The organism is Paenibacillus sp. FSL L8-0494 (assembly GCF_038003695.1).
GTDB lineage: Bacteria > Bacillota > Bacilli > Paenibacillales > Paenibacillaceae > Paenibacillus_AQ > Paenibacillus_AQ odorifer.
Genome location: NZ_JBBOPQ010000001.1, coordinates 5,126,743 through 5,142,505, shown reverse-complemented (window position 1 = coordinate 5,142,505; position 15,763 = coordinate 5,126,743). Strand labels below are relative to the sequence as shown.

General features: G+C 45.8%; 12 protein-coding genes. 11 read left to right on the top strand and 1 reads right to left on the bottom strand.

Annotated elements, in window-relative coordinates:
* Positions 1-14: 14 nt before the first annotated feature.
* The 6 genes from NYE35_RS23320 (at position 15) to NYE35_RS23295 (ending at position 7,150) form a co-directional block, all read left to right on the top strand.
* Entirely contained in the window at positions 15-1,436 is a 1,422-nt protein-coding gene (locus NYE35_RS23320) for an amidase (RefSeq protein WP_341122123.1), read from the top strand.
* Positions 1,437-1,773: 337 nt separating this feature from the next.
* Complete coding sequence (locus NYE35_RS23315) at positions 1,774-3,696, top strand: BglG family transcription antiterminator (protein WP_341122121.1); 1,923 nt, start codon at positions 1,774-1,776, stop codon at positions 3,694-3,696.
* A gap of 27 nt (positions 3,697-3,723) precedes the next feature.
* On the top strand, positions 3,724-4,062 hold the full coding sequence (locus NYE35_RS23310; RefSeq protein WP_038572728.1) for a PTS lactose/cellobiose transporter subunit IIA: 339 nt from the start codon (positions 3,724-3,726) through the stop codon (positions 4,060-4,062).
* Between the two features lies 1 nt (position 4,063).
* Positions 4,064-4,369 carry a PTS sugar transporter subunit IIB gene (locus NYE35_RS23305; RefSeq protein ID WP_036683292.1) on the top strand — a complete coding sequence of 102 codons (306 nt, stop codon included), beginning with the start codon at positions 4,064-4,066 and terminating at the stop codon, positions 4,367-4,369.
* Positions 4,370-4,372: 3 nt separating this feature from the next.
* Positions 4,373-5,671 carry a PTS sugar transporter subunit IIC gene (locus NYE35_RS23300; protein ID WP_036683289.1) on the top strand — a complete coding sequence of 433 codons (1,299 nt, stop codon included), beginning with the start codon at positions 4,373-4,375 and terminating at the stop codon, positions 5,669-5,671.
* A gap of 18 nt (positions 5,672-5,689) precedes the next feature.
* The gene (locus NYE35_RS23295) at positions 5,690-7,150 is read left to right on the top strand and encodes a glycoside hydrolase family 1 protein (RefSeq protein WP_341122120.1); all 1,461 of its coding nucleotides are present in this window, start codon (positions 5,690-5,692) and stop codon (positions 7,148-7,150) included.
* Positions 7,151-7,308: 158 nt separating this feature from the next.
* Here the strand turns inward: NYE35_RS23295 and NYE35_RS23290 are convergent, their stop codons facing one another.
* Positions 7,309-7,962 (bottom strand): GntR family transcriptional regulator, encoded by a 654-nt coding sequence (locus tag NYE35_RS23290; RefSeq protein ID WP_036683283.1) that lies wholly within the window; start codon positions 7,960-7,962, stop codon positions 7,309-7,311.
* Positions 7,963-8,181: 219 nt separating this feature from the next.
* On the opposite strand from NYE35_RS23290, the gene uxuA reads away from it, so the two are divergent.
* The 5 genes from uxuA (at position 8,182) to NYE35_RS23265 (ending at position 15,709) form a co-directional block, all read left to right on the top strand.
* Positions 8,182-9,258: a mannonate dehydratase gene (gene uxuA, locus NYE35_RS23285; RefSeq protein ID WP_038572722.1), complete on the top strand. Its 1,077-nt coding sequence runs from the start codon at positions 8,182-8,184 to the stop codon at positions 9,256-9,258.
* Positions 9,259-10,869, top strand: a complete 1,611-nt coding sequence (locus NYE35_RS23280) for a mannitol dehydrogenase family protein (protein ID WP_038572720.1) — start codon at positions 9,259-9,261, stop codon at positions 10,867-10,869.
* Between the two features lie 220 nt (positions 10,870-11,089).
* Entirely contained in the window at positions 11,090-12,469 is a 1,380-nt protein-coding gene (locus NYE35_RS23275; protein WP_341122119.1) for an ABC transporter substrate-binding protein, read from the top strand.
* A gap of 173 nt (positions 12,470-12,642) precedes the next feature.
* Entirely contained in the window at positions 12,643-14,445 is a 1,803-nt protein-coding gene (locus NYE35_RS23270; protein WP_341122117.1) for a sensor histidine kinase, read from the top strand.
* Positions 14,438-15,709, top strand: a complete 1,272-nt coding sequence (locus tag NYE35_RS23265) for a response regulator (RefSeq protein WP_341122116.1) — start codon at positions 14,438-14,440, stop codon at positions 15,707-15,709. Before NYE35_RS23270 ends, NYE35_RS23265 begins: the two co-directional genes overlap by 8 nt.
* The last annotated feature ends 54 nt before the right edge of the window (positions 15,710-15,763 follow it).

Below are 15,763 nucleotides of genomic sequence, written 5' to 3'. Positions count from 1 at the left end.
AGGAGGATGAATAAATGATACGCTGGAATATAAAAGACCTGCATAACGGATATCTAAATAAAGAAATCTCCCCTGTTGAAATTACTAAGCAATATCTGAAATATGCTGAAGAAATTAATCCTGAAATGAATGCCTATATAACTATTGCTGCGGAAGAGGCGCTTAGCACAGCCAAAAGCTTGGAAAAATTATTGATGAGTGGTGGAAAGATTGGAAGCTTATTCGGAGTTCCGGTCTCTATTAAAGATAATATTGATACACATGGAATTCGAACGACAGCGGGCTCGAAAATTGAACAGGATCGAATTCCTGAGCGTGATTCTATTGCCTTCAGCCGCCTCCGCAAAGAAGAAGTGGTACTCATCGGGAAAAACAACATGCATGAGTTTGCATTTGGGGTTACCTCGGAGAATCCTCATTATGGAACCGTTAAAAATCCATGGAATAAAGAACATGTAGCTGGAGGCTCCAGCGGCGGTTCGGCAGCTGCTGTGGCAGCGGGATTATCAGTTGTATCTGTAGGTTCGGACACTGGGGGATCTGTCAGAGGACCTTCCGCTTCTAATGGCGTTGTTGGCTTGAAACCTACCAGAAACCTTATTCCGCCACAAGGGACAAAACATATTTCATGGACGCTTGATCATGTTGGACCTATTGCAGCTAATATGACGGACATGGCTATTGTAACAGGCGTGCTCTCGGATGATAAGAACTTGTCAACCCAGCTGATTGAAGATCTTCGAGGTGTAAAAGTAGGGGTTCCAACTTCCTTTTTTAATGAACAATTGGATGCTGAGCTTTATAACTTTTATACCACAGCCATCTCCCAATTCGAAAGTTTAGGTTGTGACATTGTTGAAGTTGAACTTCCAGATATCTCTGACTTTTTCGATCTTACACTAGCTATTGCCATCTCTGAGGCGGGACATATTTTTAAGCAAGTTATGTCGAATAAATCTCAAATTGCACTATTGGGAGAAGATCTAAAAGTCTATATCGAGCAAATGGGGAGTTTTCCTGCTTATCAGTATATTGGGTCCATGTTTAGACGGGATGAGTATCTTGCTGCTTTTAATGAAATGTTCGAATCTATTGATCTGCTGATCACGCCGACATTGCCAAAAACGCCTCAGAAAATTGGGGTTAAAGAAGTGCTTATTGATTCAAAAATAGAAGATATATTTCATTGTATGAATAGGTTCACCGCTGTTTTTAACATTGTCGGTTACCCGGCCCTAGCTTTGCCATGTGGCATAACAACTAAGAACCTTCCTGCCAGTGTGCAACTGATTGCAGCTCCCAATCAGGAGGGCATGCTGATGAAGGCCGGTTATACGTATGAACAAAACTTTCTTCATGAATTTTACAAGACACGTGACGCAATATGTCTAAAGACAGGGGACCTTTCCCTGAGTTTGGGGGATATTAGCAAATAAGCAGTATGAGACTTTTCCTTATCTTATATTAATTCTTCCATCAAAATCCCAAGGTCAGTTACACTGACCTTGGGATTTTTGATTCTTTCACATCGCATCTATAGAAGATGATCTCAAATTAATCGGCACTCTCCTCTTTGTTGTATATTTCCTCCTGATTTGTGGCCACAAATAATGTATGCTAAGAATTTAATCCGTTATTTACCTATCCGTCAGTTTCTGCCGTTCCAAACAGCAGAATACAAACTGTTCAGAAGATAACGCTTCCACGTATGATGTATTCATAACCAGCTGAGTGCTTCATCCGATACTAGTATCACAAATGAGGGAATTTAAGGTGAGAGAATATACGATTGTTAATATTTTATATACCCGCAAGAGTCCTGTGCGCATGAGTGAGCTGATTGCCGAAGTGGGGTTGTCTGAACGGACTCTCCGTGACGTAATCCGTGCACTCGACAAAACAGGAGAGGCGAATGGTTTTGGTATCCGCATGATCCGCGGCCAGGGTTATCTATTGGAGATTGGTGATGAAGCCAAATTCAGTAGCTACCAGGAAAAAGGCATGCTGCAGCTGGATCAGGTGGATCTCGATAATAAGCAGTCACGCCAGCAGTATTTACTATTTTATCTCTTGCAGAATGATGGCTATCAGTCTATGGATAACATGGCGGAAGAAATCGGCGTCAGCCGTTCTACCATTATTTCTGATCTGAAGGAAGTAGAGCAGCGACTGGCCGCTTTCCGGCTTAGCTTGAAACGTCGGGCTCATTATGGCATGAAAATCGAGGGGGAAGAGCAAGACTTCCGCAAAGCCTTTTCTTACTTTATCTTGCAATCGGGTCATACGCTGCAGCATACGGAGGATTTTCATGCCTTCAGTCAGGACTTTGATGCTGAGCAGCTTAAGGGATTTCTACTGCAAATCCTCAAGGAAAAAGAACTGAAGATCTCAGATGTGTTTCTGGATAATATCTTGACCCATCTGTTCATTCTTCTATACCGGGTTTCCAAGCACAATTTCATTGTGGCTGGTCAAGCCTTGCAGGGAACACCTGAGCCGCTGTATCAGGATATTGCTAGGAGCATCGCAGATTTTATCTCCTCTCACTACCGGATTAAGCTTCCGGCGGATGAGATTGATTATTTGGCGCTGCACATTTCTGGCAAGACCATTATGGAGCGGATGTCGGAAGAGACCAAATCGCATCTGCGGGAGGGAATTACGGCTATTCTGGAGCGCTTGGACCGCGAGTTCCTCACTGGATTCACTCAAGATCACGAGCTGCGCGAAGCGCTTCTATTGCATATGTTCCCGCTGCTGAACCGGTTGTATTACAATCTTCAGCTCGGCAACCCATTGGTGGAGGATGTTTACAGCCAGTATGCCAATGTGTTCGTCATTTCCTTCCGCTTCGCTGAGATTGTAGAGGAGCAGTACGGGTTTCGGATGTCGCGCGATGAGGCAGGGTATGTCGCGTTGCATTTTGCCACTCATCTGGAACGGATGCAGCAGCGCAATCTGGAGAAGTTCAAGCGGATTGCCGTGATCTGCTCGACGGGAGGGGGCAGTGCCCAGTTAATCCGGCTGAAGCTGGAAGCGGTATTCCCCAAAGCGTCGGTGATCACAGCCTCCATTACGGAGGTGGAGGAGATCAGCAGCAAGCCTGTGGATCTGATTCTCTCTACTGTACCGCTGGCAACAGAGATTAAGGAAAAACCGGTGATCCATATCAAACAGCTGCTGGATGATCAAGAGATTCAGCGGATCAAAGAAATATTGTCTTTGCAGATTAATCGTACAGAACCGTCCTACAAGCTGATGGATTTCAAGGATTTGTTCCGCAGGGAGCTGTTCCATCTGTCTGGTTCGGACGAAGATTACATGGATCTGTTAAAGCAGCGCTGCCGGGAGATCGTGGGCAATCATTATGCAGCTGACGATTTCCCTGAACAAGTGCTGCTCAGAGAGCAGAAATTCACCACCATTTACAAAAATGGGGTGGCCGGCCCGCATCCGATGCGGATGAGCGCGATCCGCGACTGTATCAGTGTAACCGTGTTGAAGAAACCGCTGATCTATGAGGGGAAGCCGGTCCAATTGATTTTTCTGATCAATCTGGGTCCGGGGCAGTTGTTCCTGCACAAAGAGATCAGCAAGCTGCTACTGGTTCTAATGGAGAAGGAAGACAGCCGTAACCGGCTGCTAAACACGAATAGTTATGAGCAATTTATGAATGAGATAGAGAACCTACTATAAAAAATGACGATACGGAGTGGAGAACCCATGGATTATGAACAAACGATTATGCAGATTATTGCCAGCAGCGGAGAGGCAAGAAGCCTTAGCCTAAAAGCGGTAAGAACCGCGCGCGCCGGAAACCTGGAAGAAGCGGGCGAGATGATTAAGAACGCCAAGACCAGCCTGACCAAAGCACACAAAGTGCAAACGGGGCTGATCCAGGCTGAAGGCCGGGGCGAAAAGACAGAAATTACGCTGCTGATGATTCACGCGCAGGATCATTTGATGAATGCCCTGACGGTTAGAGAACTGGCTGTGGAATTGATCGAAGAAATCAAAGAACGCAAAGCACTCGAACTAGAATTGAAAGGATCGGTGAACTAAGATGAAAAAAATATTGCTCGCCTGTGCAGGCGGATTCTCGACAAGTATGCTGGTGGAACGGATGAAAGAATCGGCACGGACACAAGGGGTTGAAGTGGTTATTGATGCGGTGGCGGAGAGTGATATCGCCGATCAAAAGCCTTTTGACATCATTATGCTTGGACCACAAATGGGACACGCCGAAGGCGATCTGGCCGCAGAATATCCGAACATTCCAGTAACTACGATCGATATGATGGACTATGGCATGATGGATGGGGACAAGGTGCTGGCTACAGCACTTGAACTGATGGAGAAGGGGGCTTAAGTCATGGCAGGCGGCGCAGAATGGAGAGCCAAGATCCAGAAAGTCAGCACGAAAATCCAAAAAAACACCTATATCAGCGCTATTTCCAACGGTCTGATGGCCTTGATGCCAATATTGATTCTGGGCGCTATTTTTTCCCTGATTAATGCACTCAAGCTTGATCCTTATCAGAATTTCCTGGAAAGCACTGGACTCAAAACTTATACTTCGATTCCGGCAACCGTAACCACTGATTTGATCGCACTCTACGCGGTGTTCTCCATCGCTTATAATTTCGCTACCCAACATAAGCAGCAAGGCTTCTCGGCAGGGATTTTGGCGCTGATGAGTTTCTTGCTAGTTACACCAAAAGGTCTGCTGGATGACGGTGTGACCAAAGCATTTGGTTACTCCTGGTTAGGCGCCAAGGGATTGTTTGTGGCAATCATCCTGGCACTGCTGGTAGGTAAGATCTATACCTTTGTATTGGAAAAGAAATTCTATATCAAAATGCCGAAGGGTGTTCCGCCCACGGTCGAGAAATCTTTTGCCGCACTTACGCCTGGTTTTATCGTAGCGGTTCTGATGCTAGTGCTGACGGCGATTTTCGCCGCAACGAAATATGGCAATATGCACGAGTTTGTCTTCTCGATTATCCAGCTGCCACTGACTAGTCTGGGGGGTACCTGGTGGGCGATGCTGATCTGCATCTTCGTAATTCACCTGCTGTGGTTCTTTGGAGTTCACGGCACCTTGGTAGTCTATTCCGTTGTCGGCCCGATTTGGGTGGCTTTGGGACTTGAGAATCTGGACGCTTACCAAAGAGGTGTGGAAGGTACGCATATCATTGGTTCACCGTTCTTCCCGGTTTATGTACTGATCGGTGGTGCGGGGGCAACGTTAGGTCTCATTATTGCGATGTTGTTCGCCAAATCTACACGTTATAAGACACTTGGTAAACTGGCAATTATCCCAAGTCTGATCGGTGTCAATGAGCCGGTGATTTTCGGGATGCCATTGGTGCTGAATGTTCGGTTTATGATTCCGTTTATCCTGACTCCGCTGGTGAGTAGTGGTCTGGCGATTCTTCTGACGACGCTGGGTATCCTTCCTGTGCTGCACGGGATTCAGGTACCGCTGGGCATTCCGGTGCTGGTTAATGGCTGGATGAACGGGGGCTGGCGCGTAAGTGCGTTCCAGCTGGTTATGATTGGCGCAAGCTTCATGATCTACTATCCATTCTTCAAAAAAGCCGATGCCGAAGCGCTGGAGCAAGAACAGCAGGCTGAAGCTAAAGCGGCAGCAACTGCTGCCACCAATTAATAAAAGGAGGCTCAACCGATGACTTATCCATTTCCGGAAAACTTCCTGTGGGGCGGTGCGGTAGCCGCCAATCAGGTCGAAGGCGCGTATAATGAGGGCGGCAAGGGTTTGTCCACTGCTGATGTAGTCAAATATTGTCCTCCTAAGGAACGGCAGAGCCTGGAGCAGCTATTGTCCATGTCCGGTCCACAGCTAGAAGAGGCCATACAGGATGATAATCAGGGAAATTACCCCAAACGCAGAGGGATTGATTTCTACCACCGCTACAAAGAAGATATCGCCTTGTTCGCTGAGATGGGTTTTAAGGTATTCCGTATGTCCATCTCCTGGCCACGTATTTATCCGAATGGCGATGAGCAGGTACCCAACGAGGCGGGACTGCGTTTCTACGACGATGTTTTTGATGAGTTGCGCAAATATAATATCGAGCCGCTGGTCACCATTTCCCATTATGAAATGCCTGTGCACCTAGTCACCAAATACAACGGCTGGGAATCCAGAGAACTGGTTGAACTGTTCGTCCGTTATGCGGAGACTGTGTTCACCCGTTACCGGGATAAGGTGAAGTATTGGCTGACTTTCAACGAAATCAACTGTACGCTCAAAGCGCCGTTTCTGGGCGCAGGGATTATTCTGGATGGCAAGTCAAATGAGAAGCAGGTTGCTTTTCAGGCTTTGCATCACCAGTTCGTAGCCAGTGCGCTTGCGATTAAGCGGGGCCGGGAGATCAATCCGCAGTTCCAGATCGGCTGCATGCTGGCCCGCAAGCTGCTCTACCCATATTCCTGTCATCCCGGTGATGTACTGAAAGCGCAAGCGGAGAACCAAATGGCAATGTTCTGCTCCGATGTTCAGGTTAGAGGCTATTATCCTTCTTATATCCGCCGGCATTTGGAGCAGCATGGAGTGACAATAACCATGTTGCCGGGAGATAAAGCTTTACTGCGGGACAATCTTGTAGATTTTCTTTCCTTTAGTTATTACATGTCCTCAGTAGTCAGTGTGGATGAGAGTATCACGGCCACCACGGAAGGTAACCTGTCCTCAGGGCTGAAGAATCCCTTCCTGAAAACTTCCGACTGGGGCTGGCAGATCGATCCAAAGGGGCTGCGGTTTGTGCTCAAGGAGATGCATGACCGCTACCAGCTTCCTTTGTTTGTAGTAGAGAATGGTCTGGGTGCTGCAGATGTACTCGAACTGGATGGCACCATCCGTGATCCATACCGGATAGAGTATCTGGCACAGCATATTGAGCAGATGGCGGAAGCCATTGCCGATGGCGTGGAGCTAATGGGCTACACCAGCTGGGGCTGTATTGATCTGATCTCGGCTTCCACCTCGGAGATGCGCAAGCGGTACGGCTTCATTTATGTTGATCAGGATGATGCAGGCAATGGAACGCTGCTGCGTCTGCGTAAGGACAGCTTTTACTGGTACAAAAAGGTCATAACCTCTAACGGTGCAGATTTAAGATATTAGTGTGGTGTTATAGTCCTTGTTCATTTTTTACGAAAACCTTGAGAAATCAAGGTTTTTTTGTTTTTTTAATAGGGAATAGAAATTTTATGTGTTTCTTCTTATCACGAAGTTTTATCCGGGAAGGCACTTAACTTATGGGCAAGCCGCTTTTTGGCCGACTATTTTTTTAGGTATTCCGAGAAGTTCTCCTGAAAGTCCAGTGAATGAATATCTTCCCGAAGATGGTGGTGGATTAGCGGACCGATATTGGTGGTTTCCTTTTGCACCATAAGCTCAAGAATGGATTGGTGTTCGCTCCAGATTTCTTCCAGCTTGTCGGTCTTGAGCATGTGCAGTCTGCGGTACCTGAGATAATGTACATTCGACTGCTGGATCAGAGTCCACAGATACTCACGTCCAGCAAGCCTGTACAAGGCCCGGTGAAACTCGTCGTCTAAATTAAGGAAAGAATCTACAGCATTCTCCTGCCCGATGACTTCTTTTTGTTTCTTAAGAATTTCCTTCAGCTCGTGCACTCCTGGTAGTAAAAGCTGTGCAGAAAGATCCTTGAGGATCTCCTTTTCCAGTGTGCAACGCAAGTATGTGATTTGTTCAACAGATTCAAGATCAATGAAGGAGACAATATTACCCTTTTTGGGGTAGATATCGGTATAAGATTCCAGTGCAAGCTGCTTGAGAACATCACGCAACGGCGTACGTGAAATCTGAAACCGCTCAGACAAGGCTGTTTCACTTAGAATGGTACCTGGCTTTAACGCCAGCGTGAGGATTTCTTGCTTCAGTGTGTTTAGAATTTCAGCTTTGATTGACATTTCTGTTCCTGCTTTCAATTGTTGATGACAGATACAGTACTAGTATACATGATAAGTTCGTTCATTAGAATCATCGAGATGAAAATAGGGTGGGAATTCCTTGTTTTTATGATAAAATTCCTGATGAATTTGTGATTGACAAAGAATTGTTCTTATTCTATGATCAAGTAAATCTTGTATACAAGATAGACGAAAACGAATTCACAGGAGGGTTTATCAATGAACATGACGTGGAGATGGTACGGCGAGGGCAATGACAATATCACGCTGGATCATATTCGGCAGATTCCGGGTGTAATGGGGATTGTCTGGTCTTTGCACGAGAAAGTAGCTGGAGAAGTGTGGGAAATGGAACGGATCCAAGAAGTGGCGGATCAAATCACCAGTAAGGGTTTCAGCACGGCTGTAGTAGAAAGCGTCAACGTTCATGATGATATCAAAATCGGCTTGCCGACCCGTGATAAATATATCGATATTTATATCGACACCATTCGTAAACTCGCCAAGGTTGGCGTTAAGGTGATCTGCTATAATTTTATGCCTGTTTTCGATTGGACCCGCACAGAGCTGTATAAAGAGTTGCCTGATGGCTCGAATGCCCTCTTTTATGAAAAGGCTGCCATTACCGATAATCCGCGTGAGATGGTGGACCGGATTTTGAAGGGAGCTGGACAGTTCACGATGCCGGGCTGGGAGCCGGAGCGGCTGGCGAAGCTAGATGAGCTGTTTGCGGCTTATGCGGATGTGACGGAAGATAAACTGTTCGACAACCTCCAGTATTTCCTGGAACGCATTATTCCAGTATGCGAGGAAGTGGACATCAAGATGGCTATTCATCCGGATGATCCGGCTTGGCCGATCTTTGGACTGCCGCGTATTATCCGCAATCGGGATATGATCCGCCGCTTTCTGGATTTGGTGGACAGCCCGTACAACGGTTTGACGTTCTGCACAGGGTCACTCGGCACGAATCCGGATAACGATCTGCCAGCGATGATCCGCGAGTTCCATGACCGTATTCATTTTGCACATATCCGCAATGTGAAGGTATTTGAGAACGGTGATTTCATTGAGGTGTCGCACCGTGGGCGTGACGGAAGCGTTGATGTGGCCGAGGTGGTCAAAGCCTATCATGAGAACGGATACATTGGTTATGTACGTCCGGATCACGGGCGTCATCTGTGGGGGGAAGAGAAGAACTGCCGCCCGGGTTATGGTTTGTATGATAGAGCTATGGGCATCATGTATTTGCTTGGTGTCTGGGATAGCTTGGACAACGTCAAGGAGGCAAAATAAATGCTGCATCTGACCAGAAGCAGTATCCAAGGGGAAAAAGCAGCTTGGAAAGCTGCTGGAGTGGAGCTTCCACAGTTCGACTATGAGCAGGTAGCAAACAATACACAGCTTAAACCGGAATGGATTCATTTCGGTGCAGGTAATATTTTCAGGGGATTCGTGGCAAATGCTCATCAGAAGCTGCTGGATAGCAGGAAGTCGGATACAGGTATTATTGCGGTGGAGACCTTTGATTTCGAAATGATTGATAAAGTCTACAAGCCCTACGACAATCTGACCCTTTTAGTGCTGATGAATGCTCGTGGTGATTTTCAGAAAAGAGTAGTCAGCAGTATTGTGGAGGGAATCGCAGCGGACAAAAACCGTGAAGCGGAGTACCGCCGATTGATCGAGGTGTTCGAGAATCCGAGCCTGCAAATGGCCAGCTTCACCATCACGGAGAAGGGATACTCGTTGACGGATCCGCATGATAAATATCTTGGCATTGTGAAAAAGGATATCGAGAGCGGACCGGAGCATCCTGTTCATGTCATGAGCATTGTAGCTTCGCTTGCTTATCGAAGATATCTGAAAGGCCAATATCCGATGACCTTTGTCAGCATGGACAACTGCTCACACAATGGCGACAAGTTGAAGAACGGTGTTGTGTCCATCGCTAAGGAATGGGCCCAAAGAGGACTTGTTGTGGAAGACTTTGTGCGCTATCTGGAAGATGAACGATTAATAACCTTTCCATTGTCCATGATCGATAAAATCACACCACGTCCTTCGGAGAGTGTACAGGCCGCGCTTCTGGAACAGGGAATTGGCGATATGGATGTAATCATTACCTCCAAAAACACATATACCGCTCCTTTCGTAAATGCCGAGATTAGCGAATACCTTGTAGTGGAGGACAACTTTACGAACGGACGTCCACCACTAGAGGAAGCCGGAATTATTTTTACGGACCGGGAGACAGTCAACAAGGTGGAGACGATGAAAGTAACGACCTGCCTTAATCCGCTGCATACGGCGCTTGCTGTTTCCGGTTGTCTGCTTGGCTACACCTTGATCGCGGATGAGATGAAGGACGATACTTTGCGGAGGTTTGTGGAGATAATCGGTTACAAAGAAGGTCTGCCCGTCGTAGTGGACCCGGGGATTCTCAGTCCAAAGCAGTTCCTGGACGAAGTCCTTACGGAGCGTTTTGCCAATCCATTTATCCCCGATACTCCACAGCGGATTGCTACAGACACTTCGCAGAAGGTGGGTATACGGTTCGGTGAAACTATTAAATCCTATATTCGACGGGAGGAGCTCGATCCAGCGCAGCTAACAGCGATTCCACTGGCTATCGCGGTGTGGTGTCGTTACTTACTAGGAGTGAATGATGCTGGAGAGGTCTTCACATTGAGTTCAGATCCGTTACTAGAAACACTGCAAGGTTACCTGCAAGGAGTTTCGCTTGGAGACCAAACCGCAAGTGTGCGCCCCATTCTTGAAGATGAGCGACTTTTTGGGGTTCCGTTGTACGCAATTGGTCTAGGCGATAAGATTGAGGTTATGTTCCAGGAAATGATGGCAGGCCCAGGAGCGGTACGGAGAACATTAGAGAACTATTTGAAGTGAAAGCTAGGCAGTTAAGTAGATTTGATTTAATATAGGGTAAAATAAAGCAAAAAAAGTCCCTAGGCAATCAATCGGGGCTTTTTTTGTATGATTTTAAAAAATCCAAACAAAGTGTGAAAAGAATCTTATGTAAAATGAGAAGAACGAAAGTTAAACTAAAAACATGGCGAATAACCGGTGTTCGTCAACTGAGCGACGAATTTTGAGGGGGTTCAACACCATGTTCAAAAGAAAAAAAAGCTGGGCACTTGTCATGGCTTCGGTCATGTTGGCTGGAGGAGTGTTAAGTGGTTGCGGAAGCAGTAACAATAACAATAACTCGTCGAATGCCAGTCCCCAGCCAAGCAGCTCGACTAGCGACAGCGGCACTGAAACGAAAGATTCCGGCAAGAAGACAACGCTTACGTTCTGGGCTGCGGCTACAACGCCGGACCGTGATGTATTCTGGCAAAAAGTTACGAAGGAGTTCATGGCTGAGCATCCGAATATTAAAATTGAATACTTGGGCGTGCCTGGAGATTTGAATGGTTATATTCAAAAGCTGAATGTTGCTATTGCTGCTGGACAAGGGCCGGACCTGATCAATAACTTTACGTCTGACTTTATTGCCCGCGATGTGCTCGAGCCAATCGATTCTTATTTTGATAGCTGGGAAGGAAAGGACAAGATCACAACGGGTTCGGTTACCTCAATGAGAGCAGCGGATCCAGTTGACAAGAAGTTATTTGGATTACCTTATGGCGTGCTGCCTTGGATGGAATGGATTCGTTCGGATTGGCTAAAGGAATCAAATCTACCGAATCCGGACACATGGGATCAATTCTTTGACAATGCACAGAAGCTGACTGACAAGTCCAAGGATCGTTACGGATACTCTATACGGGGTGGAGCCGGAAGTGCAACTTCGCTGGAATATCTTATGTATTCATACTCGGGAATTACGAACTATTTCACGCCAGAAGGCAAAGCAACGATCAACGATCCACTGAATGTAGAGTTCCTGGAGAAATACTTGAGCGGCTATAATGTCAATACACCTGAAGATGACTTAAACAAAGGCTGGACGGAATTGGCTGCTTCGTTCCAGTCCGGCAAGGTAGGTATGATTTTCCATAACCTTGGTTCCGCAAGCGCTCACAGTAAAGCGTTCAATGACGATTTAACCAAATTTACAGCCATTCCATTCCCTATGGGTGCCAAAGGCTATCGCGTTCACCCCGGCGTTACACCATCGGTGATGATGATGACAAAGAACTCCGGGAATAAGGAAGCAGCATGGGAGTTCATGACGTACTTCGTAACGCATAATGATAGTGAGTACGGTGAGCTCTATGGCGAAATTCCGACTTATCTTGATGCTTTGGATGCTGATTGGATTGTAAACGTGCCTTACGTGAAGACGGGTGCAGACCTGATGAGCTCACCGGACACGAAGTTTACCGATAATCCCGTTTATCTGCCGGGCTATAACAAGGTTCAGACGAATATGGAGCCTATGATCCAGAAGGTAATGGCCAAAAAGATGAGTGCCAAAGAACTATTGGATGAATGGGCAAAGCAGCTTGAAAAAGAAAAAGCAAGTTTTGACTCTTCGAAATAAAACAGTTAATATCCCTTAAAGTAGCCACAGACGAGTCCTAACCAAGGGGCTCGTTTTCTTTTTTTAGAAATTGAATAAAAACAAACAAGATCTGTTAAAAAACAAACCCATCTCTTCGAGCTAGGAGTTATGATAAGAGGAGAATCCGAAACGACTTCATTTGGGGGAAATACATGATCTCGTATCTTTCTAGAAGCCCAATCAAAATTAAGCTGCTTATCTATTTTCTGCCTATTCTTGTGTCATCCGTTGCGCTTACCGGTTTCTTTTCCTATTTCACCGCCGTTAAGCAGCTCGAACAAAACGCTTATTATTTGCTAAGCGATACGACCGAGCAAACGGGCTTTTTTCTTAACGACAAGCTTTATACGATCTTCGAACAGCTGGTGTCAATCGAGAACAATTCAGCTTTTCAATATATTTTATTAGATAATGGACAAGACGAAGGAGAACATCGCTACGATGATATCATCGATCTTCATAAACAGTTCGAGGAAGCCTACCGGAATCATTTGCAAGTCATCGATTCTATTTTTGTCACGTTTAATAATGGGCGGACCTTCAACATACAGAAGGACTTTATACCCCGGCATGTCGGTGTGAATCTTAATGAATGGCTGGTCCGATATAACCAAAAGGATGCAGAAAGCAGTTATTACTGGTTGAATACGCATGAGGATCAAGTGTTTACAACTGTCACGAAACGTAATGTTGTAAGCGTATTTAAAATTATCGGAAATCTTGATTCTGAGGTCAGTGGATTGGCTCTCATTAATATGAAGGAATCCTATCTGCTCGACATTTTACAGAATGTCAATATCAGTCCCAATGGCTCGTTGGCTCTGATCAGTCCAGATGGGGTGATGTATTCCAAGCCGTTATCCAAACAGTACGCTATCGGCGATGAGATCGTGAACGATATCCGTAATAACTCCAATCACCAGGGAGATTTAAGGGCGGACAGCAAGTCGGATCAACATATGATGATTCACTTTACAACTTTATCGCTGAATGGGTGGAAGCTCGCCGCCATCGTTCCTGAAAGCGATATCTTAGCCAAGGCAAGCCAGATTAAATCAATAACGCTTACAATCGTAGCAGTTATTCTCGTAGTTTTTATTATCATGGCAACTTATTTTGCGAGCAGCCTGACGAATCCCATCCGTTATTTGTCCAAACAAGTGAAGAGTTTTAGACAAGGGAATCTAAATGTTAACTTTCAGCTGAAAGAGCAAAATGAAATTGGTGTATTAGCCAGTGGGTTGGAGAATTTGGTCGATTCGGTTCGCCAATTGCTGGAGCAAGTTAAGGATGAACAGGAACAGAAGCGGCAAATGGAGTTATTAGCATTGCAGTCGCAAATTCAACCACATTTTCTATACAACACTCTCGGATCTATCAAACATATGATTGATTTGGGTGAGAAGGAAAAGGCTTCGACAATGGTTAGTGCGCTGGCCCACTTTTTTCGGATCGGCATTAGCAGAGGGAGAGAGGTCATATCACTTAGAGAAGAGATCGAGCATGTTCAAAGCTACTTGCAAATTCAAAATATCCGTTACCAGAAAGATTTTGAATTTGAGATTCAAGTTGAAGAGAGCATTATGCATCTTCCTATCATGAAACTGACCTTGCAGCCTATTGTCGAGAACGCCATCTATCATGGCATTAAAAATAAGAAGGGAAAAGGGATCATCAGAATAACAGGAAAGCCGAGTGGGGATGCAGCAATAATTGAAGTCTTCGACGATGGTGCAGGGATGGATGTAGAGAAGGTACAGGAGATGAATACTTCTATTCAAGCGCAGAATGTTCAAGAGGCTCCAGTGACATTCGGGCTGCGTAATGTTCACCGGCGGTTGGCGCTGCAATTCGGCTACGGGTTCGGAATTTGGCTGGATAGTGAAGAAGGGGTTTATACCGTAGTTACTGTAAGGATTCCATATACGATAAATGAGGTGACGAATCGTGCATAAGCTGGTCATTGCGGACGATGACGAATGGATCCGGGAAGGGCTTCGCAGGAATATTCATTGGGATCAGGGAAACATTCAGGTGGCAGGAGTTGCAGTGGACGGGAAGGAAGCTTGGGAGCTTATCCAAAGGGAGAAGCCGGATCTACTGCTTTCGGACATTCGCATGCCTTTCATGGATGGGCTGAAGCTTGCCGCCCAAGTGAAGGAGAATGGCTTGGATTTGAAAATTGTCTTCTTAACTGGGTATGATGATTTTTCTTATGCGAAGGAGGCTCTACAGCTTCAAGCGTTTGATTACATACTAAAGTATGAAGACAATGATAAAATCCTGCGGACGATCATGAATGCATCTGAGGCACTGGAGGAAGAGCGGAGAAAACGTGAGAAGGATATAAAAAGCCATGGTCTTATCGTGAACCAATTTTTTAGCGAGTTGATCTCTGGGTCGGGGAATGAGGAATCGATTGATAGGGAGGCGAAGCTGCTCGGTTTAACGTTCTGCGGCTCGATGTTCGTGATGGCTGTTCTGAGCTTGGACGGTGTCGGAAGGTTTCTTAAACCCAATAAACCCGTCGATTTGGAGCTGCTATTGTTCACTCTCAAAAACCTCTGCAATGAGGTGCTAGAATCTGCAATTTGCGACGGGGTTCAGGTGTATGCGATTCAATATAACCACCGGATCAATCTGCTGTTCAACTATCGAAACGAAGATACGGAGAAGCTGAAGCAGGATACCGAGCATATTGCCCGCCGCTTAACAGTGATGATTGAGCAATATCTCAAAATTCACGCCAAGATCGGTATAGGCAGCATTGGCGAAGGGTTTAAACATATTGGCATCTCCTATGAGGAAGCATTGATTGCGACTCAGATGAAGGATGTCCGGATGGATCAATCGATTATTTTTCATGATCAGGTCAAATATTCAAGCAATTCGCATCAAGCTATTCTTCGCACGATTATGGATTATATCGCAAATCATTATCATAATGAGAATCTGGACTTAAAAGAAGTAGCGGAGACGGTCCACATTACGCCATCGTACGTCAGTACCTTGTTTAAAAAGTATACGGACGTTAATTTTTGTGAGTATGTTGTCCAAGTACGAATAGATAAAGCTACTGAACTGCTTGTGCATACCGATTTAAAGGTATATGAGGTTGCTGAGAAGATTGGGTATGTGAATACCCAGTATTTTAGTGTTTTGTTCAAGCGGCATACAGGGTTTACCCCGATTGAGTATAGACAGCAGCATAGCTCGTAATAGTTGGAAAGCGTTCACAAACAGCCTTATTCCAGTCGGTGACTGGGGTGAGGT

What these genes read in the sequence shown, in the direction of transcription:
- NYE35_RS23275 (WP_341122119.1), top strand. Translation starts at nt 11,090, where the DNA reads ATGTTCAAAAGAAAAAAAAGCTGGGCACTTGTCATGGCTTCGGTCATG.
- NYE35_RS23290 (WP_036683283.1), bottom strand. Translation starts at nt 7,962, where the DNA reads ATGTCAATCAAAGCTGAAATTCTAAACACACTGAAGCAAGAAATCCTC.
- NYE35_RS23300 (WP_036683289.1), top strand. Translation starts at nt 4,373, where the DNA reads ATGGCAGGCGGCGCAGAATGGAGAGCCAAGATCCAGAAAGTCAGCACG.
- NYE35_RS23310 (WP_038572728.1), top strand. Translation starts at nt 3,724, where the DNA reads ATGGATTATGAACAAACGATTATGCAGATTATTGCCAGCAGCGGAGAG.
- NYE35_RS23270 (WP_341122117.1), top strand. Translation starts at nt 12,643, where the DNA reads ATGATCTCGTATCTTTCTAGAAGCCCAATCAAAATTAAGCTGCTTATC.
- uxuA (WP_038572722.1), top strand. Translation starts at nt 8,182, where the DNA reads ATGAACATGACGTGGAGATGGTACGGCGAGGGCAATGACAATATCACG.
- NYE35_RS23320 (WP_341122123.1), top strand. Translation starts at nt 15, where the DNA reads ATGATACGCTGGAATATAAAAGACCTGCATAACGGATATCTAAATAAA.
- NYE35_RS23280 (WP_038572720.1), top strand. Translation starts at nt 9,259, where the DNA reads ATGCTGCATCTGACCAGAAGCAGTATCCAAGGGGAAAAAGCAGCTTGG.
- NYE35_RS23295 (WP_341122120.1), top strand. Translation starts at nt 5,690, where the DNA reads ATGACTTATCCATTTCCGGAAAACTTCCTGTGGGGCGGTGCGGTAGCC.
- NYE35_RS23305 (WP_036683292.1), top strand. Translation starts at nt 4,064, where the DNA reads ATGAAAAAAATATTGCTCGCCTGTGCAGGCGGATTCTCGACAAGTATG.